Below are 20,051 nucleotides of genomic sequence, written 5' to 3'. Positions count from 1 at the left end.
TATATCGCGGCACTGCGACGGCCATTCCGTTGTCGATGTAGATATTGCAGCCGACGGAATGCGCGACGCCGATTTTCAAAACGGCGCGCGCTCTGACAGTCATGGTTGAATTCAATGTCCATCCAAAGCAACGCGGCGATGCATCGCGGCTGTCCGGCGGCTCGACTGCCGTACGCGTATTGCAGGACCGCATCGAGCGGATCGCCCCGACCGGCGCCAGCGTGATGATCGCGGGCGAAAGCGGGGTCGGCAAGGATATCGTCGCGCGGTGTCTGCACGCGCTCAGCGCGCACCGGGACGGACCGTTCGTGCCGGTCAACTGCGGCGCCATTCCGGCCGACATCGCCGACGCGCAGTTGTTCGGCCACGAGAAAGGGAGTTTCACCGGCGCGGTCGCGAGGCGCGAGGGCTTCTTCGAAGCGGCGTGCGGCGGCACGTTGCTGCTCGACGAAATTGCGGAAATGCCTGCGGCGCTGCAGGTGAAGCTGCTGCGCGCGCTCGAGTCGAACACGATCATGCGGGTCGGCGGCAGCGAGCCGATCGCACTGAACGTGCGCGTGCTGTCGTCGACGCGTCACAATCCGGCGGAAGCCGTGCGCACCGGCCGCTTGCGCGAGGATCTGTTCTACCGCCTCGCCGCCTTCGCGCTGTATGTGCCGCCGCTGCGGCAGCGCAGCGGCGACGCCGAGGCGATCGCGCATGAATTCGTCGCGGCGCTGAACGCACGCAACCGCGCGCACAAGCAGCTGACCGATGCGGCGATCGCGGCGCTGCGCGCGTATTCGTGGCCCGGCAACGTGCGCGAACTGCACAACATGATCGAGCGCGCGTACATCCTCGCGGACGACGGGATCGATCTCGCGCTGCCGAAGCTGGCGATGCCGCCCGAGCACACGTCGAACGACCGCATCGCGCTGCCGATCGGTGCGACGCTGCACCATGCGCAGCAGCGCTTCATCGCCGCAACGCTGCATCACTTCGACGGCAACAAGCCGCGCGCCGCGAAGGCGCTCGGCATCAGCCTGAAAACGCTCTACAACCGGCTGGCGCTGATGCGCGACGACGGCCACGCGTGAGCGCGGCCGCACCGCGTACCGGAGGAAGGTCAGGCGATCTTGAACTGCCCGACCGTCGTGGCGAGCGCGTTCGCCTGCGTCTGCAGCGCGGTGGCGGCCGCGGTCGACTGCTCGACGAGCGCCGCGTTCTGCTGGACCATTTCGTCGAGCTGCGTGACCGCGCGGTTCACTTCCTGGATCCCGCGCGTCTGCTCGTTGGCCGCATGGGTGATCTCCGAGATGATGGTCGTCACGTTGGCGACGTTCGCGACGATCTCGCGCATCGTGTCGCCGGCCTGCCGCACCTGTCCCGACCCGGCCGACACGCTCGCGACCGTCGATTCGACCAGCACCTTCACTTCACGCGCGGCCTGCGCGCTGCGTTGTGCGAGGCTGCGCACTTCCTGCGCGACCACGGCGAAGCCGCGGCCCTGCTCGCCCGCACGCGCGGCTTCGACGGCCGCGTTCAACGCGAGGATGTTGGTCTGGAACGCGATGCCGTCGATCACGCCGATGATGTCGCCGATCCGTCCCGAGGCCTCCTCGATCTTGCCCATCGTCGCGACGACGTCCGACACCACGACGCCGCCGTGCGACGCGATCCGCGACGCCGATGCCGCGCGTTCGTCCGCCTGCGTGGCCGCAGCCGCCGACTGGCCGACCGTCGCGGTGATTTCCTCCATCGACGCGGCGGTTTCCTCGAGGCTCGCCGCGGCGGATTCGGTGCGCGACGACAGATCCTGATTGCCCGCAGCGATTTCGTTCGCGGCCGTGCGCACCGATTCGCTCGCGTCGCGGATCTGTCGCATCACGTCGTTGAGCTTGTCGACGAAGCTGTTGAACGAGCGCGCGATGTCGGACACCTCGTCGCGGCCTTCGGCCGGCAGGCGCTGCGTCAGGTCGCCGGTGCCGGAACCGATCGAGGCCATTGCCTGACGGACCTGCGAGAGCCGGCGAAACGCGGTCGTCGTGATCGCACCGATGATCACCGACGCGATGCCGACGATCACCACCAGCGTAATCAGCGACGCGGTCAGCAGCGATCGCATGCCGGCCGTCGCTTCCGCTTTGTCGAGCAGCACGAGCGCATACCAGTCGGTGCCGGGCACCGCCTGCGCGCGCACCAGCTTCGCGTCGTCGCCGACATGCACTTCGACCGGCGCGGTGGCGGTCGCGATCGACGCGGCGCTCATGCCGCCGAGTTCGGACGACACGTCGGCGACCGGCTTCAGCGTGAGCTTCGTGTCCGGATGCGCGACGACGTGGCCGCTGCTGTCGACCAGCATCCCGAAGCTCGCGGGCGTCGGGTGGATCGACTTCACGTTGGCGATCACGCTGTCCATGCCGACGTCGGCGCCGACGACGCCCTTCAGCACGCCGTCACGCAGGATCGGCACCGCGAACGAGACCACCAGCTTGCCGGTGCCCGCGTCGACGTAAGGCGGCGTGACGACGGGCTTGCCGGCCTGCGCGGCCTGCTTGTACCACGGCCGCACGGTCGGATCGTAGTCGGACGGAATGCCGGTCGGGTCGGCGAAGTGGTACACCTTGTCCGCATAGCCGGCGTACACGTTAGTGAAGCCGCCGGCTGCGGCCATCTGCTTGAACACCGGCAGCGGATCGGGCGACAGCGCCGCATCCTGCAGCGACGCGATCATCCGGCTTTTGGTCGCGACCCAGTCGCCGATGCCGACCACGTGGCCGCTCGCGACGGATGTCAGGTTGCGATCGATCGCATCGTCGTTGTACGAGCGCGCGATGAAGTAGTTGATGAGCGTGGTGGCGACGAGTGCAAATACGACGATTGCGACGCACGCGGCAAGAATGCGGGTGCGGATGGACGAGAGCATGGCAGCAACGACTCAGTAAGGAAGCGCGAACGCGCAGTGGACCAGTTCACCTGGTATACGGCAATTGCGCGGTTTACTTGAGGTTGTCGTGATGATTCGCAAACGTGTGGCGAATCGCGCGAGCGCTCGCCCATGCGCGAGCGGGCCGCCGGCATCCGGCGGCGCATCGGCGTCACGGATGCCGGCTGCTGCTCCTGTCCGACTCGTTGCGTCGCGTGCCGGACGACGCGTCGCGCTCGAGTTCGTCCTGCCTGCGCATGCGTTCGCGCAGATGGCGGATCGCGAACACGTGGATGTAATCGTGCACGCGCGCATCGGAGGACAGCGCGCGCACTTCGTCGTCGAGCATCGTGCGCAGCTGGTCGGCGTCGATCGCGCGCTGCGCGGCGGCGGCCTTCAGCGAATCAAGCAAATTGTCGGGTGACATCGACGGCTCCTGGCGGGTCGAGGAACGAAGATCAAGGGCACTACCTGAAGATTAACGACTGGACGCGCGCCCGGCGTGCGATGCGCCGATGCGGGTTTGCGCGCGGTCAACGGCACCTTGCGTGCCGCCGTGCCGACCGTTCGAAGGATCGATACGCGCGCAGATTCGCGGCGCAACTGGCCGCGAGCAACCGGAAGCATGACCACGTCCCCCCGAGGACGCGATATCGTGCGATCGCGCCGACGATGAACCGTCGCGATGACAGCGATACACCGAGCAAGTTAGACGGGCCGAAATGCCGCGTCAAGCAACGCGTGCAGACCGCCATTCGTCAGTTCGAACGGGCAAGACAGGCCGCACGACGAGGCCGCACGACCCGTGCCCGTCACGGCCGCGAGATGCAGGTTCGAGCGGTATCGGCGGCCGTGCATCGGCCGCACTTGTCAGTGGATTCCGATAGCCGGCGCGCATCGGCCTACAGCGACTTCAGCACGCACCGATTGGCAACGCCGTGCAGGCGGAAGATACTGACGTCATGAACCAAGCGTTCATACCGTTCATCGCGCAGCCGGCCATCGAGCCGGCACGCGGGGTCCGGCGCAGGAGACCAACCATGACATATCGCACGATCCGGGCCCGCGACGCACTGCGGCGCCCGCGCGCGCTGCCCGGCCCCGCGGGGTCGGCCGGGAATCGTCCGTACGAGGATCTCGACGCGCTGCTCGCGCTCGCCCGTGAAGCGGGCTTGCTCGTCACGCTCGATGCGCAGATCGGCCGCGAAAAGTACCAGAGCATTGCCGGTTCGGTGCGCGCGTTGCAGCGCTTTGCGGCGGCGCTGTGCGTGCGGACCGCCGCGCCCGCGCCGATCGTCACGATGCCGCGCCGCAAGCCGCGCCCCGGCTGGCCGCATCTGCGCGATCGCCGGCCGGGCTCGCGTGCGCACCTGCATGCGATGCATCGGTGCATGCGTGCATGCCGGCGTACGCGCCGCGCGCGCGATCAGCGAACGCTACGTGCCGCATGAGCGACTGAGCGCCGACGTCGGCGGCGTCGCATGACCGAGCCGCGGCCGCAGATGCATCGCTCCACGTCGCACCATCATCCGCCGTTGCACACCGCGACATCGAACCAGACCATACCTGCGAGAAAAGCCGTTGGCACGCGGCCAGGAAAGCGGACGGGGTGAACTCCACCCCGTCCGTTATCCAAGGCAGCCGCAGGCTGCCTACCCTCGTGCCAGAGAGTCCCTGACGGGATCGCGCGCTACGCGCTGCATGGCCGCACCCCGGAAAGCGGACGAATCGAACCGGCCCCAGATGCTCGCCGGATCGTGCGCGCCGCATCCGACGCGTCGAATCGCGGCGTGACGAGCGCACGACACGACGCACGCCGCGTGCGCAACTATTCCGAATATCTTACAGAAAGCACGCGTCGTTTCTACCGCAGGTCGACGAAAGCATCGCCCTTGCACGCGGCGCGGCCAATCCTTTACGCCGCGCCTCGCACCAGCAACACCGGCACCTGCGCGACATGAGCAATGCGCCGCGCGACGCTGCCGATCAGCCACGCCGCGATGCCGCGGCGGCCATGCGTACCGACGACGAGCAGCTCCGCGCGCCAGTGCACGGCATCCCGCATCAGCGCGTGCGCGACGTCGTCGCTGGTCGGGCGCGTTTCGACGATGCCGCGCTTGGTCGGATTTCCCGCGGCATGCAACAGCGGGCCGACCCGCGCGAGTGCGTCCTCGCCTTCCGCGCGATACGCGTCCTCGAGCGCGCGCACCGGCACGATGTCCGTCAGACGAATCGCGCGGTCGACGACATAGGCTGCGTACAGCAACGTCGTCGGCGCCGCGAAGCCGAGCCCGACGCGTACCGCGTGCAGCGACGGCTCGCTGCCGTCGACCGCGAACATCAGCCGCTGCAGCGGCCCGTCCGACGGCCGCGCATAGCCGGCCGGCACGATCAGCAGCGCGCACTGCGCGCGCGCCGTGAGCGTATCGGACACCGCGCCTTCGAACAGCCTCAGCAGGCCGTGGTGCGGGTTCGCGCCGACCACGAGCACATCGGCCTGCCATGCCGACGTGTCGCTCGCGAGCGCATCGGCCACCGTACCGCCGGTGACCGACGTATCGACGATCGCCTGCTCGACGGCCACGCCGCTGTCTTCGAACAACGCGGCAATGCGCGCGAGCGTCGCCTGCGCTTCACGCGTCATCTCTTCGCGCGCCGATGTCAGCAGCGCGTCGACGCGCGGGATGTCGGGCAGCACGAGGCGCGGATTGTCGATCGCGCAGATGATGCGCAACTGCATGCCGGGACGCAGCAGCGTGCGCGTGTAGCGGGCGGCCGACAGCGCCTCGGGCGTCGGATCGACGGCCAATGCGATTCTGGCGAGCGTCGGAATGGATGGGGTGGATGGCATGGCGGCGGTCTCCTCGCGGGCACGTCGTCGGGAGCGACGACGGATGCTTCGCGCGGCGGCGGTGCACGTCGGCCGGACGGCCGGCGCGGTCGCACGAATCGACGGCTGCGCACGCGAAGCGCGGACAAGCGATTTCGACAGCATATGACGTCCGGCCCGCGCACGCATGATCGTGATCAATGCCGCCGCGGGCCGTCGCCGGGGCGCACCGGTCCGCTTACGGCTTCGTCGGCGCGGATGCGCTCGCGCGGTTCGCGTAGAACATCGCATACGCGATGCCGAGCGGCACGCCCCTCACCGGGCCGATCGCGAGCGCGGCCGGAATCCGCACTATCGGCGCGTAGCGCCCGTCACTTCACTTGCACGCCAGCACGACCACGCCGCCGATACCGCCGGCGTTCGGCAGCGAGCCCGCGTAGCCGACGGCGACCAGCGGCTGCGTCGCATCGTGGCCGACGACGACCGACTGAATCGACAGCTGCCCCGTTTTCGACGTCCCGTTCAACGGTGCTTGCGCGTACGTCAGCGTGTACGCGGTGTTTGCGACGTTGAGCGACAGGCGCAGGTTGTCGAGCGTGCGTGCGCCGAGATCCAGCGTAGCCGTAGTCGCGCCGAGCGTGCCGGACGCGTTGCCGTTGTCGCTCGCGACCGTATCCGCGAGCAGTTGCGTGCAGGCGAGCGTACCGCTCGTCGCCGTCAACGCCAGCGGCGTACCGACGGCGTAATGAACGCCTTGCGTGCTGGTATAGGTGTTGCCGTCGGTGTCCATCGCTTGGTTCCACCGGCCGATCGCAACGTCGGTGCCGCTGCTCTGGATCTCGGTCACGGCGCCGTGATCGAGACCGAGACAGTCGGTCGCCGCAGCGGACGACGCGAGCGTGGTGAACGCGCCGCTTGCCTGCTGAACCAGACTCGACGCCGGCGCATTCGGCGCGGTGAAGTTGCGGTTGTTCGCATATGCGGGCGGCAGCGTGGGCACGGTCACGACGGCGAACTGCCCGTTATTCGCCGCGATTTGCGACGCGGAACCCGTGTACGTAAACTTGCCGGCCGGCCGACACGCCGCCTGGGCAGCTGGTGGCACAGGTTGCGGCGCTACGGGCGCCGGAGACGACGCCGCACCGGCGACGCCGGCGCTCATCGGATTCACGCCGTCGCCGCCACACGCAGACAGTGCCGCCGAGACGAGTGCAGTTGCCAACAGGGCCGGCAAACGAATGGATGTTTTCATGGTATTGGCCTCATGTATTCCCGTAGTTGTCGGGACTTTTTTGGTAAAGATGGGTTGCGGACTGCCGCATTGATCGACTGGTATTTGTGCTTCGTTTAGTCCGCTGAAACGTCGCACCACCGCCGTATCGTTACGCGGTCGAAACCGGTCCGGGTGGCGGCCTTCGGTGATCGCATTATCGATTTCGTATCGCGTGCCGCCGATAAACCGACCGCGCGTGATCGCTGCGTAGCGAACGAGCCGGTGTAGCGATCATCAACGGTGCCGGGAGGTTCGCATCGATCGCACCGGCTGCGTAGCGGTACATCGGGCTACGGCGGGCGGCCGATCGGTCACCGTGTGCTCCAGGCGCGGCTACACGGTGCGGTGGACGAGCGAGTGCTCGAATCGCAAGTCGCCGAAATAGTGGCGATCTGTCAATGCGCGCCCGGCCGATGCGCTGTTGCGACGCCAGGCGGGATTCCCGTATCTGGGCGCGTGCCGATTTGAATCGATCATTCTGGAATTGTCTCGGGATTACGCAGATTCGGGAGTTCGCCATCGTGTTTCGTTGATGGTTTTTCCGCGTGCGTCGCAATGTTTCATCGGCCCAGCGCATCCGCAATTGATATGGTGTTATTCACGGTGCGTGAGCGTAACAGAAAGCAGGCAAACCACAGTGTCAGAGATGATCAAACAGCTTCGGCGATCAACGTTTGTCGCTGCGACTTGCCGGGAAATACTTCTGATAAGAAATAATCGACGTTCTTGTTTGCCGGGTAAAACGCAATCCGAATATGAAGAATCGCGCCCGAAGTCACCGACATACGTGCGACGAAAGACGAAGCGAGCGCCGCCGCCTCACTTCGACAACGTCGCCCGCACCGTGTATTCGCCGGCGAGCGCGGCGCCATGGTGGTCCGGCTGCACGAAATACCGCGACGCATCCGCATCCGCCGGTAGCGGTTCGACCGGATAGCCGTGCTTTTCCCACGCATCGAGGCCACCCTTCAGCGCGCGGACGTTGTGGATCATCTTCTTGCGCTGCATCTTCGCGATCAGCCGCTTCGCGGTCGCCTCGTTCGGGCACACGCAATAGACGACGATCGGCCGCTTCAGCAATTCCGGATCGAGCAGATCCGGCGAATCGAGATCGACCGGCACCGCGCCGGCGATCCGGTACGGCTCGCGCTCGCGAATCGCGCGCGGGCGCGCGTCGAAGATCAGCGGCGGCTCGTTCGACGTCATCATCTCGACGAGTTGTGGCGGCGAGATGCGCACCTGCGCGAGGTAGCGGCGGAACTGCACGCGCCGCACCCAGCGGTACAGCAGGAACGTGATGAAGATCGCGAGAAACGCATCGAGGATCGTGCCGCCGCTCGCGCGCACCCACAGCACGAACTGGACGATCTGGTCGTGTACCGCCGCACCGCCGATGAGCCAGAACGCGGCCCACAACGACGCGCCGGCAAGATCCCAGAACAGAAACACGCCGATGCCGATCGCCGTCGTGCCGAGCAGCGGCGCCGAAACCAGCCCGAGGCCCGGCAGGAACTTCGACAGCACGAGCAGCGGCGCGCCGTAGCGTTCGAATACGTTACGCGCGAACCGCAGCGTCGTGTCGAGCGACAGCGAGAAACGCACGAGCCCGTTCAGCAGGCGCCGGCCGCGCGTGCGGCCCATGAAGAACCACAGCGAATCGGCGAGCATCGTTGCACCGATCGCCGCCGCGAACATGCTCGCCCACGACGCCTGCCCCATCGCCGCCATGGTGCCGCCGAGGATGAGCATCGGCACGGCCGGAACCGGCACGCCGAGCTGCGTGATCAGTACGCTCGCAAACACGGCCCACGGGCCGAGTGACGAGGGAATCGCAACGGGAAAGTGCCACACGGCGGCGCTCCTGGAAGACATGCGGACCGTGCGACGGGGCGGCCGTCGATACGGCAGGCAGCGATCGCCGCGGCACGTCCGCGGCCGATCCTGCACCACCGAGCATTCTAAACGGGTTTGCCGAGCGCCGCCGGGAACGTACCGGGCGCCGTCAGGCGTCGCGGCGCTGCGCGAGCGCCGCGACGTGTTCCGCGTACTGCGGGAACGCGGCGGCCAGCGCGGTCGCGTCCGCCAGCTCGAACTCGGAGAACTCGAACCCCGGCGCGACCGTGCAGCCGACCAGCGCGACGTGCTCCGGCGCGGCGCACCGCGCGCCGAACCAGCGCCCGGCCGGCACGACGGCCTGGAACACGGTGCCCGGATGCGTGAGCGGGTTGCCGAGCCGGTGTATCGTCAGCCCGTCGTGCTCGTCGAGCACCCACACCTCGAGCGGGTCGCCTGCGTAGAAATGCCAGACCTCGTCCGAACGGATCCGGTGCCACGAGGAATACGCACCATCGCACAGCAGGTAGTAGATCGCCGTCGACGCCGCGCGCGGCGCGCCGTCGGGGGCACGCGTGACCGCATCGGCGGCGCGGTAGGTTTCGCGGAAATAGCCGCCCTCGGGATGCGGTTGCAGATTGAACTGGCGAATCAAGTCGGCGGCGCGGATCGGCATGGCGGATGAAGTCGATGAAGGATGGAATCGGGCTGGCAACGCAGGATGGCAATGGGCCACCGCCGCGCCACCTGCCGCCGCCATGCAAACGGCGACGCGAGCGCGCGGGACGCCGCCTGCCGACGAAGCCCGGGCGAACCCGTGCCGATCCTGCCAGAAATTCCCGCGGACACGCAACCGCTGCGCCAACGCCGCTGATCGGCAATGCGTGCATCCGGCCCGCGGACGAGCATGCCGTCGGTCCGCCGCCCACCGCAGCGCCTCACGGGGCCGCTCGCACCACGCAGCACACGCTCGCCCGCCCTCCACGAGCGGCCCTGCGCGGCCCGCATCGCCGCGTCAGGCGCCCGGAGCGGCGCTCTGCTGCCGCACCAGCAGCACCGGACGATCGGCCGCCCGCAGCAGCGATTCCGCGACACTGCCGAGCAACAGCCGGCGCAGGCCATGCCGCCCGCTCGTGCCCATCACGATCAGATCGGCGTCGGCTTCGGCCGCCGTGCGCATCAGCACTGCAGCGATGTCGTCGCCGTAAGCGTCGAGCGCGCGCACGGTGCCCGGCACGCGATGCTGCGCGAGTACCGCTTTCGCGTCGTCGAGCACCTGCGTCGCCGCGTCGGCCGCCGCCGCATCGCCGTCGTGTTCGGCCGCGAAGCCCGCATCGACGTCGACGAGTTGCGGCCGATGTTCGACGACGTACGCACACGTCACGTTGCCGCCCGATGCCGCCGCGATCCGGATCGCCTCGTTCAGCGCGAGACGCGCGCTCGGGCTGCCGTCGAGCCCGACGAAAATCCGTTTGTACATGGTTCTTTCCTCCGAGCAGGCACGCGCGTAGCGCGCCCGTCATCGCGGGCCGGCCCGATGCCGGCTCGCCTGCCGAACAGTCTGCCGTGTGGGCCCGAGCCTCCGCTTGACCCGCATCAAACGCCGCCGCGACGCCCGTCGCGACGCCTCGCGTCGGTTTTTTGGCTGGCCCCTATTACAAAATACGTGCAAAACGCGCACAATTTCACCTTCAAAATAGACGCCGTCCGCGGCCGGTGCGAGTTTTTTCCGGATTTGCCGCATTGCCCCGTGCCACGGGCAACCCCGACATCTGAATGGCTATCGAATGACCGCCAGTGGAACCCCGCCGCGTGACGCCCGAGGCCCGACGCGTTCGCCAAGCTTTTTACGCCAGCCGTTCGCGGCCGGTGTCGTTGCACTCTTCGCCGGCGCGGCGCTGTCGCTCGGCGTCGCGCTGCTCGTTCGCGAGCAGTGGCAAGGCGCCGTCCATACACGCTTCGAGCGTCGCACCTCGCACGTGAGCGCGATGCTGCGTCACGAGTTGCAATCAAGCGTCGCCGTGCTCGAAGGCGCGCGTGGCGCGTTCGCGCTCGCGCCGCAGATGACGCCCGAGCAATGGCGCCGGTACGTCGACACGCTCGATCTCGACAGCGGCCGCTCGCCGGTCCGGCTGATCGGCTACGCGCCGCTGTCGCCGGCAGCACTCGGTGCCCTCGCCGGCCATGCGCCGATGCCGGACGGTCCGCTCGCGGTCGCCGCACTCAGCGCCCCGGCGTCCAACGCGCCCGACGTGCATTTCGGCTCGTTCGATCAGGCGCCGCTCGCCCGCGCGCTGCGCAGCGGCGACGTCGCGCTCGGCATTCATCCCGCCGACAGCGATACGTCCCGCGATGCGCGCACCCTCACCTTGTTTCTGCGCGCCGCGGCCGCGTCCCGGACGGCCGCCACGCCAGCCGACGCCGACGGCGTGCTGTTCGCCGAACTGAACCCGAATCGGCTGGTCGAGCGCGCGCTCGACGCGGAGCGCGGGCTCGATCTGCGCATCAGCGCGGGCGACAATCCGCATCCGATCGCGAGCGCGGAAACGACGACCGACGAGGCCATGGCGTCCCCCGACCTGATGCAGCGCACCGACCAGCTGAATTTCGGCGGCACGCTGCTCACGCTGGCCTATTCCGCGGACGGCCGCCCGAGCGCGACCGGCGCGCAGCGCGCGGCGGGCATCGTGCTCACAGCCGGGCTGATCGCGTCGATCGCGTTCGCGGCGCTGGTCCATGCGCTGCTGCGCGGCCGCGCGGGCGGCGCGGATGCCGGCGCGAACAGCCGCGGCATCCTGAACGAGGCGCGGATGATGGGCATCATCCGTTCGTCGATGGAAGCGATCATCACGATCGACGAGAAGCAGACGATCGTGATCTTCAACCCGATGGCCGAGCAGGTATTCGGCGTGTCGGCAATGGAGGCGATCGGCGCGCCGCTGTCGCGCTTCATCCCCGAGCGGTTCCGCGCCGCGCATGCGAAGCACGTCGACCAGTTCGGCGTGACGGGCGTCTCGGAACGGCAGATGGGTCGTCAGCGCGTGCTGTTCGGGCTGCGCGGCAACGGCGAGGAATTCCCGATCGAGGCGTCGATCTCGCAGATCCGCGACGCATCGGGCAAGCTCTATACGGTGATGCTGCGCGACATCACCGAGCGGCTGCGCGCGGAGAACGCGGTGAAGCAATCGCGCGAGGAGCTGCGCGAACTGTCGGCGAACCTGCAGAACGTGCGCGAAGAAGAAAAGACGCGCATCGCGCGCGAACTGCACGACGACCTCGGCCAGCAGCTCACCGCATTGAAGATGGATCTGTCGGTCGTCGAGCAGCAGTTGCGCGCGCAGGGCCACACGCAGCCCGACGACGGCGTGCTGTCGCACCTGCACGGGATGCGCCGGCTGATCGACGCGACCGTCGCGTCGGTTCGGCGCATCGCCGCCGACCTGCGTCCCGTGATGCTCGACGACCTCGGCCTCGTGCCGGCGATCGAGTGGCTCGCGAACGATTTCACCAACCGCTACGGGATCGACGTCGAGCGCACCATCGAAACGGGCGGCATCGCGTTCACGAGCACGGGCGCGACCACGCTGTTCCGGATCGTGCAGGAAGCGCTGACGAACGTCGCGCGCCATGCGGATGCGACACGCGTGGCGCTGCGGCTCGACATCGAAGAAGGCTTTTGCGTGCTGCGCGTTGCGGACAACGGCCGCGGCGCGGCGCCGGGCGGCCCCGCGCACGACAAATCGTTCGGGCTGATCGGCATTCGCGAACGCGCGCACATGCTCGGCGGCAGCGTGACGATCGACACCGCGCTCGCGCGCGGCTTCTCGATCACGGTCGCGTTCCCGCTCGGCGCTGTTCAACAGGAAAACACCCTCACATGATCAAGGTGCTCATCGCCGACGACCATACGCTCGTGCGCGACGGTCTGCGGCACATTCTGCAGAACGCCACCGGATTCGAAGTGGCCGGCGAAGCGTGCGACGGCCCGTCGACGATTGCGCTGGTCCGTTCGACGCCCGCGCAGGTTCTGGTGCTCGACCTGTCGATGCCGGGCCGCAACGGCGTCGAGCTGATCAAGCAGATCAAGGACGAAAAACCCGCGCTGCGCGTGCTCGTGCTGACGATGCACGCGGAGCAGCAATACGCGGTGCGCGCGTTTCGTGCGGGAGCGTCGGGCTATCTGACCAAGGAAAGCGCGAGCGCCGAGTTGGTCGGCGCGGTGACCAAGGTCGCGACGGGCGGCGTCTACGTCAGCCTCACGATGGCCGAGCAGTTCGCGCAGAGCCTGAACGAGCCGGCCGAGACGCTGCCGCATCAGCGGCTGTCGGATCGCGAGTTCGACGTGTTCCGCCGGATCGCGGCCGGCCAGACGCTGACCGAGATCGCACAGGCGCTATGCGTGAGCGCGAAGACGGTCAGCACCTACAAGACGCGGATCCTCGAAAAGATGCAGATGCCGCACGAGGCGGCGCTGGTCCGCTACGCGATGCGGCACAAGCTGCTCGACGAAGCGGACGACGTCTAGAGCGCGCTTTCAGCGCGCCGGCACCGGGCACGCGAGATCGCCTTCCTCGCAGGACAGATAGCCCTTCAGCGTTTCGGTGCGCGTCTTCGTCAGATCGTCGAGGCAGGTCGACACGACCATCGGGTACACGCTGCCGCCTTCGGCGTTCGCACTCGAGAAGCTGCACTCGGCGTCGCGGTAGGCGATCCACGCGCGTTGCGCGCTCACGAGCTTGTCAGCGAGCGGCCGGGCATCGCGCAGGCGCGCCGTGACGGCCTGGTACGTGCGGTTCAGTTCCGCGTCGGATTTCTTGTACGCGCGATCGGCACACGCCGTCAGCGCGGCCTGATCCGCCGCATCGGCGCAGTTCGTCTGGGCATGGGCAAGGTTCGCCGTCAGCGCGAGCGCGCACAGCAGACCGGTCGGGACACGCATGGATGCTCCTGTTTGTTTTCGTTGAAGTCGTGGAACGCGGTGCCGGGCGTGTTGCTGGTGCCCGCCGCGCCTCGGCGCGCGGCGTCGCGAATCGGCCGGCGACAAGCGCGTTGCGCCGCCGACCGCCGCGTCGATACCGACCGCGATGCTAGCGCACGCGCGACCGGTTGTCAGCGCACGCCGCGGCCGTGCAAATGAAAAAACCCGCACTCAGGGCGAGTGCGGGTTTGTCGATGCAGCCGGCGCGGCGGCCGGCGGCCGCGTGACGACGAACGGCTCAGTGGCCGAAGTAGACCGACGAGCGATCGGTCGCGACCGGCACGACTGCGCGACGGCCGGACTGCGACGTCGCGACCGGGTTGGCACCGTAACCACTGACGTCAGCCTGTGCGCCGGTGTCGCGAGCAGCGGCGATCTTCGCCTGCGCAGCCTGGATGTTGTCCGGATAGTTCATCCAGTCGTTCGGGTTGTAGCCGGCCTTTTCGAGCTGGACCAGTTCCGCACGCACTTGCGCACGCGTCAGCGGCTGCTGGTTCGATTGAGCGAACGACACGACCGGTGCGGCGACCAGCGCGGCCAATGCAACTGCTTGGATCAGCGATTTCATGATGCGTTACCTCCAGATTGTTTTGTCGGGCGCTTCGGACTCGGTAGTCGTTGCGCATGAGTGGAAGTCTAGGAGGCGCGACTATCAGGGTAAATACTTAAATCGCAAATTCACTGTTGACGGCATCTGTACAATCTCGGGCGTTTCAGCGGAATCTTCAGATGATTACCCACACATTCGCGCGCAATCGCGGTCGGTAAGCGCGTTCGTCAGACCTCGTGCGCGTTGCTGCCGACATGGCGCCGTGCTCGGTTGCGACGGGCGCTTCGTCATCGCGCTGGCGCACGGACCGGAAGCGATCGAACAGGACTGCTGCTGCGCGGGATCACGCAGCGTCGTCTGCATCCGCATATATCGAAACGAAGCGGCACCTCGTCGCGCGCGAGCGCGACGTGATCAGTGATGGGGCCGCATCAGAAAGGCGCGGCGTGGCCGCGTGAACTGTCGCGACAACGTGATTACGGCAGCATCGCGCCAAAACCGAACGTCCGGTTACTGCGGATTGCCGGTGATACCGACCCAGGCATCGCCCCAGGCGCGACAGCCGATCGCAAGCTCATTGCGAACTGCTGGCGCTCTCCGGCGACGCAGGCGCCGGCGCCGGCCCAGGCGCGACGCCCGATGCCGCACCCGGCCCGGCGCCGCCCGCGTTCCCCGCGCTGCCGGCTGCCGGCGGCGGCAAGACCGGTGCTTGCGACGCGCCGCCCGACATCGCGGCCGCCGATGCGGCCACCTCGGATGCCGGAATCCATTGCTCGACGATGCCGCCGGACGCAGCCTCCGGCGCCGATGCTGCAGAGGCCGCCGAAGCCGCGGCCGCATCGGCGTCGGGTTGCCGCTCGATACGCTGAGTCCTGACGCGCGTCGGCGCCTTCTTCGGCTCGGGTCCGAACCAGCCGTCGAACAGGTCGGTCACGCGCTCCCGCACCGACGCGAACCACCCCGGCGACGGCTCGGTATCGAATTTCAGCTTCGCATCGACGATCCGCGCGCGCTGCGCCCGCTGGAAGAACTCGCCGACGATCGGCAGCGCGCTGTGCGCGCCCTGCCCCCAATAGTCGCTGCGCAGCGTCACGCGACCGTCGTCGAAGCCGACCCAGGCTCCGGCCACGAGTCCCGGCTGCATCAGAATGAACCAGCCGTCCGCGTTGTCCTGCGTGGTGCCGGTCTTGCCGGCCACGTCGCCGCGCACGCCGAAACGCGTGCGGATGCTGCTGCCGGTGCCGCGCGTGACGACGTCGCGCATCACGTCGAGCAGCGTCTTGTCGGTTTCGCCGTCGAGCGCGCGTTCGGGCGGCGCCGGCGCGTATTCGGCCAGCACGTCGCCCTGCCGGTTTTCGATGCGCGTCACCATCTGCGGCTCGGTGTAGAGCCCGCCGTTCGCAATCGTCGCGTACGACGCGACCATCTCTTTCAGCGTCACCGGGCTCGTGCCGAGCGCAAGCGACGGCACGCGCTCGAGCGGGCTTTCGCGCACGCCCATGTCGCGTGCGAGCCGCGCGACGGCCGCCGGGCCGACCTTCTCCATCACCTGGGCGGTGATCCGGTTGCGCGACAGCGCGAGCGCATCGCGCAACGTCATCGGCTTGCCCGACGGTGGCACATCGTCGTTGGGCCGCCAGATCTCGCCGCCCTTCAGCGGAATCTCGACCGGCTGGTCGATGAAGGTGTCGTCGGGCGTCATCCCGCTCGCGAACGCGGCGCCATATACGAACGGCTTGAACGTCGAGCCGGGCTGACGCCGCGCCTGCGCGACGTGATCGAACGGCTCGCTCGTGAAATCGCGGCTGCCGACCCACGCGCGAATCTGCCCGTCGCGCGGATCGATGGCGACGAACCCGGCCTGCACGTCGGTCTTGGCCTTGCACAGCGCGCGCATGAAGCCGCGGTCGGCCGCGAGCTGCTTCATCGCGGCCGCGTCGTTCTTGCCGGCGTCCTGCGCCGCCTTGTATTCGGGCGACTCGCGCATGAAGGTGCGAAACACCTCGTTGTCCGTGCCGCAACCGTCGCTGCCGCTCCACGCATTGTTCGCGATGCCCTGCAGCTGGTTCGCCTGCTGCGTCAGCGCCTGCGTCGCGATCTGCTGAAGCCGTGAATCGATCGTCGTGCGCACGATCAGCCCATCCGAATAGATGTTGTAATCGTTGCGGTCGGCCCAGCCGATCAGCCATTTGCGCAGCTGCTGCGCGAAGTGCGGCGCCGGCCCCGGCGGCTCCTTCTGACGCTCGAAGTCGATGCGCAACGGCCGCCGCTGCAACTGCGCGAACTGCGCCGCCGACAGCTTGCCGTACTTCACCATCTGCCCGAGCACCGTGTTGCGACGCTGCAGCGCGCGCTCCGGATTGAGCACCGGGTTGTAGTAGCTGTTGCCCTTCAGCATCCCGACCAGCGTCGCGGCGTCGAGCACGTCGAGCTCGTCGGCCGACTTGTCGAAATAGGTGCGCGCGGCCATCTCGACGCCGTACGCGTTGTACAGGAACGGCACCGTGTTCAGGTAGGTCTCGAGGATCTGCTCCTTGCTGTACACGGCCTCGATCTTCAGCGCGGTGATCGCTTCCTTTACCTTGCGCGTGAGCGTCGGCGCGCGGCCGATCTCGTCCGGATAGAGGTTGCGCGCGAGCTGCTGCGTGATCGTCGAGCCGCCCTGGCGATCGCCCGAGAACGTATGGAGCGCCGCCGACGCGGTGCGCTTCCAGTCGAGGCCGTGGTGCTCGTAGAAGCGATGGTCCTCGGTCGCGATCAGCGCGTCGACCATGTGCGGCGAGATCTGCTTGAGCGACACCCATTCGCGGTTCGACGGCTTGAATTCCGCGAGCACCTTGCCGTCGGCGGACAGCACCTGCGCGGGCTGATCGACGCGCGCCTTGCGGATGTCGCCGATGCCCGGCGTAAACGGTATCAGCGCGAGCACGTAGAGCAGGAACAGCACGGGCACGGCGGCGGCGGCGCGCAACGCGCCGCGTCGCGTCGGATGGCGGAGATGGCGCCAGGCGCTGGCCAGTACGCGCTTGACGGGCACGGCGGCAGCGGCCGCGACGGGTTGGGCGCGCGCGGCCCATTTGGCAAGGAGCTCACGCACTGACGACACGTTTCGGCGATTCACGCGGGTGGGGGATCTGCTGGAAAGGCTGCATCGTACCAAAAGTCGGGCGCAATTCCGGGCGGCGCCCGTTTGGCGGGGTTCCGCGGGTGATTTCTTGTCGAAAAAGGCGGGTGTGCGCAGTGGGAAGCTGCGCTATGCGTCGGGGAGACGGCAAGCGGGCGCGGTCGGTGCTGCCTTAGCTGGTTTAGAGCGTTCGGCCCTTTCGGCGCATTCAGCGCGCGTGCCGCGCCGATCGGCGGCGCCGTCACGGCGAATTGCTGCGTGGATGCCGCGCGCGACGGCCGTGGCTCGGATGGGCCAAACGCCGGGCCGCCGATAAGGTGGCCCGGCGATTGGTTATGTATCGAGCCAATCCACCATAAACCCGGTCAACCTCCGACCAGCCTCGCCCGATGTGCGTCGCCTTTGGTCGCGCTCAGAACCAAACCGCCACCGCCACCCTACTTCGGCGCGATGTCGCGTCGCACGCGGCGAATGTGCTGCTCGACGTAGAACGCAGCCGCATCGGCGTCGCCCGACACGATCGCCTCGTAGATCAGCCGATGTTCCGACACGTACAGCCGGATCCGGCCGGCATCGTAGATGCCGTCGTCCTTCAGACGCTTCCACAACGGCTGATCCATCGTCTTCGCGACTTCGTCGGCGATCTTCACGATCAACGGGTCGCCGGTCATCAACGCGAGTTGCCGGTGGAACAGCCGGTCGCTGTCGTTCCACAGCGCGCGCTGGTGCGGGTCGTCGATGTCCGCGATGGTTTCCATTTGCGCGAGATAGCCTTCGGCGACGGGATCGGCGCGGCCCTGGGCCGCCGCGAGACGCGCGATCGCCGGCTCGAGGATCAGCCGCACGTCGAGCGTCGACGTCGGGCTGAAGTCGGCATCGGCCGCGTCGCGCGCATCGCCGCGCTGCGCGAGCACGTCGAGCGGCGCCGCCACCACGTAGGTGCCCGAATTGCGCTTCGTGACGACCAGCCCTTCGTTCTGCAATGCGCCGAGCGCTTCGCGCACGGCCGGGCGGCCGACCTGGAACAGCGCCGCGAGCTCGCGCTCCGACGGCAGCCGCGAATCGGCCGCGTAACGCCCCGCGCGAATCTCGTCGCGGATCTTCTCCGCGACCTGTTCGTAGATCTGCAACGGCCGGAAACCGGCTTCGGGCGATTCGGGACGTGCGGACATCATCTGCGGCTCCTGCCCTGGGCCGGGCGTGGTCTGGAACGGGTTCGCACTATACCGGAGCGGCATCGGCGCCGACAGGTGCAACGACCCATCTGGACGGATATTAGAACCAAATTCAGCGAAATGCCGACCTTCCAGCTTGCCGGATGCCACCAAATTGGTATAGATTTGATCCACAATGGCGATTGCCGCTCGCGGCACGGGCCGCCGACTGCAGCACGCGCAGCATGCACCCACCGACTTCACCACCATACCGACCCACACCATGACCGCTGCCAGCCCGATCCCCTCGTTCGACGCCACCGAAACGGCCGCCCTGCTCGACTACCCGGCGCTGCTCGCCACGCTCGCGCAGACCGTCGCCGACTACGCGGCGGGCGAAATCGTCAGCCCCGAACGCCTGGTCGTGCCGCTGCAGGCAGGCGGCGTGATGCTGTCGATGCCGTCCAGCGCGCGCGATCTGGCAAGCCACAAGCTCGTGAACGTATGCCCGGGCAACGCCGCGCGCGGGCTGCCGACGATCCTCGGCCAGGTGAGCGCGTACGACGCGACGACCGGCGCGCTGCGCTTCGTGCTCGACGGCCCGACCGTCACCGGCCGCCGTACGGCAGCCGTCACCGCGCTCGGGATCCAGGCGCTGCACGGCGCGGCACCGCGCGACATCCTGCTGATCGGCACCGGCAAGCAGGCGGCCAATCACGCCGAGGCGCTCGCGGCGATCTTCCCCGCTGCGCGTCTGCACGTGCGCGGTTCGCGCGCGGGCAGCGCCGCGGCGTTCTGCGCCGCGCATCGCGCGCAGGCGCCGCAGCTCGCGCCGCTCGACGGCGACGCGATTCCCGATGCGATCGACGTCGTCGTCACGCTGACGACGAGCCGCACGCCCGTCTACCGCGAAGCGGCGCGCGAAGGCCGGCTCGTGGTGGGGGTCGGCGCATTTACCGCGGACGCCGCCGAAATCGACGCCGAAACGGTGCGCGCGAGCCGGCTCGTGGTCGACGATCCGGCGGGCGCGCGCCACGAGGCCGGCGACCTGATCGTCGCGCAGGTCGACTGGCAGCGCGTCGCGTCGCTCGCCGACGTGCTGCGCGGCGCGTTCGAGCGCAGCGGGCCGCTGCTGTTCAAGACCGTGGGCTGCGCCGCGTGGGATCTGGCCGCGTGCCGCACGGCGCGCGACGCGCTGGACGCGCGCCAGCGCGGCTGATTCGACGGCGGCGCGACGCTCCCGGCAGCGCCGCGCCGCCGACCGCACGACCAGCTGGACGACCAGCTGCACGCCCCGCCGCACTGCCGATTCCCCGACGGCGTTGTAGGAAACGCCCTACAACGCGCCGAACTCCCCTACAAAAACTTCCAGTTCGGCCGATTTCCTTTTCGGCGGCGCAACAC

At 68.2% G+C, this 20,051-nt stretch carries 16 protein-coding genes; 5 read left to right on the top strand and 11 right to left on the bottom strand.

Annotated features, from left to right (window positions below; genetic code table 11):
- The first annotated feature begins 101 nt into the window (after positions 1–101).
- Entirely contained in the window at positions 102–1,076 is a 975-nt protein-coding gene (locus EX20_RS10975) for a sigma-54 interaction domain-containing protein (RefSeq protein ID WP_011882191.1), read from the top strand.
- A gap of 29 nt (positions 1,077–1,105) precedes the next feature.
- On the opposite strand, the gene EX20_RS10970 is transcribed toward EX20_RS10975, so the two are convergent.
- Together EX20_RS10970 and EX20_RS10965 are read right to left on the bottom strand one after the other, a co-directional pair.
- A complete protein-coding gene (locus EX20_RS10970) occupies positions 1,106–2,905 on the bottom strand; it encodes a methyl-accepting chemotaxis protein (RefSeq protein ID WP_014724910.1) in 1,800 nt (599 codons plus the stop codon).
- A 172-nt stretch (positions 2,906–3,077) separates the two neighbouring features.
- A complete protein-coding gene (locus EX20_RS10965) occupies positions 3,078–3,332 on the bottom strand; it encodes a DUF3562 domain-containing protein (protein ID WP_011882189.1) in 255 nt (84 codons plus the stop codon).
- Between the two features lie 613 nt (positions 3,333–3,945).
- Here EX20_RS10965 and EX20_RS10960 point away from each other — a divergent pair.
- Positions 3,946–4,356, top strand: a complete 411-nt coding sequence (locus EX20_RS10960; RefSeq protein ID WP_011882187.1) for a hypothetical protein — start codon at positions 3,946–3,948, stop codon at positions 4,354–4,356.
- A 464-nt stretch (positions 4,357–4,820) separates the two neighbouring features.
- Here EX20_RS10960 and EX20_RS10955 read toward each other — a convergent pair whose 3' ends face one another.
- From EX20_RS10955 to EX20_RS10935, 5 genes are all read right to left on the bottom strand, one after another.
- A complete protein-coding gene (locus EX20_RS10955) occupies positions 4,821–5,756 on the bottom strand; it encodes a universal stress protein (protein ID WP_011882186.1) in 936 nt (311 codons plus the stop codon).
- Positions 5,757–6,111: 355 nt separating this feature from the next.
- Positions 6,112–6,987, bottom strand: coding sequence for a hypothetical protein (locus EX20_RS10950; RefSeq protein ID WP_034193532.1), 876 nt, complete (start codon positions 6,985–6,987; stop codon positions 6,112–6,114).
- Between the two features lie 840 nt (positions 6,988–7,827).
- Entirely contained in the window at positions 7,828–8,859 is a 1,032-nt protein-coding gene (locus EX20_RS10945) for a DedA family protein/thiosulfate sulfurtransferase GlpE (RefSeq protein ID WP_014724915.1), read from the bottom strand.
- Between the two features lie 151 nt (positions 8,860–9,010).
- Positions 9,011–9,517, bottom strand: coding sequence for a cupin domain-containing protein (locus EX20_RS10940; RefSeq protein WP_034193531.1), 507 nt, complete (start codon positions 9,515–9,517; stop codon positions 9,011–9,013).
- 339 nt (positions 9,518–9,856) lie between these two features.
- The gene (locus tag EX20_RS10935) at positions 9,857–10,321 is read right to left on the bottom strand and encodes a universal stress protein (RefSeq protein ID WP_011882181.1); all 465 of its coding nucleotides are present in this window, start codon (positions 10,319–10,321) and stop codon (positions 9,857–9,859) included.
- A 307-nt stretch (positions 10,322–10,628) separates the two neighbouring features.
- On the opposite strand from EX20_RS10935, the gene EX20_RS10930 reads away from it, so the two are divergent.
- Positions 10,629–12,722 carry a PAS domain-containing sensor histidine kinase gene (locus EX20_RS10930; RefSeq protein WP_034193530.1) on the top strand — a complete coding sequence of 698 codons (2,094 nt, stop codon included), beginning with the start codon at positions 10,629–10,631 and terminating at the stop codon, positions 12,720–12,722.
- On the top strand, positions 12,719–13,366 hold the full coding sequence (locus EX20_RS10925; RefSeq protein ID WP_034193529.1) for a response regulator: 648 nt from the start codon (positions 12,719–12,721) through the stop codon (positions 13,364–13,366). The genes EX20_RS10930 and EX20_RS10925 overlap by 4 nt, the downstream gene beginning before the upstream one ends.
- Positions 13,367–13,375: 9 nt before the next feature.
- On the opposite strand, the gene EX20_RS10920 is transcribed toward EX20_RS10925, so the two are convergent.
- The 4 genes from EX20_RS10920 to EX20_RS10900 all read right to left on the bottom strand — a co-directional run bounded on the left by EX20_RS10920 (position 13,376) and on the right by EX20_RS10900 (position 18,668).
- Complete coding sequence (locus EX20_RS10920; RefSeq protein WP_034193528.1) at positions 13,376–13,780, bottom strand: lysozyme inhibitor LprI family protein; 405 nt, start codon at positions 13,778–13,780, stop codon at positions 13,376–13,378.
- Positions 13,781–14,057: 277 nt separating this feature from the next.
- Positions 14,058–14,387 (bottom strand): DUF4148 domain-containing protein, encoded by a 330-nt coding sequence (locus EX20_RS10910; RefSeq protein WP_011882177.1) that lies wholly within the window; start codon positions 14,385–14,387, stop codon positions 14,058–14,060.
- A gap of 556 nt (positions 14,388–14,943) precedes the next feature.
- Positions 14,944–17,475, bottom strand: a complete 2,532-nt coding sequence (locus EX20_RS10905) for a penicillin-binding protein 1A (RefSeq protein WP_165927434.1) — start codon at positions 17,473–17,475, stop codon at positions 14,944–14,946.
- A 455-nt stretch (positions 17,476–17,930) separates the two neighbouring features.
- Positions 17,931–18,668 (bottom strand): FadR/GntR family transcriptional regulator, encoded by a 738-nt coding sequence (locus tag EX20_RS10900; RefSeq protein ID WP_014724920.1) that lies wholly within the window; start codon positions 18,666–18,668, stop codon positions 17,931–17,933.
- Positions 18,669–18,930: 262 nt separating this feature from the next.
- On the opposite strand from EX20_RS10900, the gene lhpI reads away from it, so the two are divergent.
- Positions 18,931–19,866 carry a bifunctional Delta(1)-pyrroline-2-carboxylate/Delta(1)-piperideine-2-carboxylate reductase gene (gene lhpI / locus EX20_RS10895; protein WP_011882174.1) on the top strand — a complete coding sequence of 312 codons (936 nt, stop codon included), beginning with the start codon at positions 18,931–18,933 and terminating at the stop codon, positions 19,864–19,866.
- The last annotated feature ends 185 nt before the right edge of the window (positions 19,867–20,051 follow it).

The sequence above is a fragment of the Burkholderia sp. WP42 genome, from assembly GCF_000745665.1.
GTDB lineage: Bacteria > Pseudomonadota > Gammaproteobacteria > Burkholderiales > Burkholderiaceae > Burkholderia > Burkholderia vietnamiensis.
This window is presented reverse-complemented; position numbering and strand designations above follow the sequence as displayed.

Excerpts from the sequence above, each read along its gene's own strand:
- EX20_RS10955 (WP_011882186.1), bottom strand. The coding sequence starts at position 5,756 with ATGCCATCCACCCCATCCATTCCGACGCTCGCCAGAATCGCATTGGCC.
- EX20_RS10960 (WP_011882187.1), top strand. The coding sequence starts at position 3,946 with ATGACATATCGCACGATCCGGGCCCGCGACGCACTGCGGCGCCCGCGC.
- EX20_RS10930 (WP_034193530.1), top strand. The coding sequence starts at position 10,629 with ATGACCGCCAGTGGAACCCCGCCGCGTGACGCCCGAGGCCCGACGCGT.
- lhpI (WP_011882174.1), top strand. The coding sequence starts at position 18,931 with ATGACCGCTGCCAGCCCGATCCCCTCGTTCGACGCCACCGAAACGGCC.
- EX20_RS10925 (WP_034193529.1), top strand. The coding sequence starts at position 12,719 with ATGATCAAGGTGCTCATCGCCGACGACCATACGCTCGTGCGCGACGGT.
- EX20_RS10975 (WP_011882191.1), top strand. The coding sequence starts at position 102 with ATGGTTGAATTCAATGTCCATCCAAAGCAACGCGGCGATGCATCGCGG.
- EX20_RS10940 (WP_034193531.1), bottom strand. The coding sequence starts at position 9,517 with ATGCCGATCCGCGCCGCCGACTTGATTCGCCAGTTCAATCTGCAACCG.
- EX20_RS10910 (WP_011882177.1), bottom strand. The coding sequence starts at position 14,387 with ATGAAATCGCTGATCCAAGCAGTTGCATTGGCCGCGCTGGTCGCCGCA.
- EX20_RS10900 (WP_014724920.1), bottom strand. The coding sequence starts at position 18,668 with ATGATGTCCGCACGTCCCGAATCGCCCGAAGCCGGTTTCCGGCCGTTG.
- EX20_RS10950 (WP_034193532.1), bottom strand. The coding sequence starts at position 6,987 with ATGAAAACATCCATTCGTTTGCCGGCCCTGTTGGCAACTGCACTCGTC.
- EX20_RS10920 (WP_034193528.1), bottom strand. The coding sequence starts at position 13,780 with ATGCGTGTCCCGACCGGTCTGCTGTGCGCGCTCGCGCTGACGGCGAAC.
- EX20_RS10965 (WP_011882189.1), bottom strand. The coding sequence starts at position 3,332 with ATGTCACCCGACAATTTGCTTGATTCGCTGAAGGCCGCCGCCGCGCAG.
- EX20_RS10935 (WP_011882181.1), bottom strand. The coding sequence starts at position 10,321 with ATGTACAAACGGATTTTCGTCGGGCTCGACGGCAGCCCGAGCGCGCGT.
- EX20_RS10970 (WP_014724910.1), bottom strand. The coding sequence starts at position 2,905 with ATGCTCTCGTCCATCCGCACCCGCATTCTTGCCGCGTGCGTCGCAATC.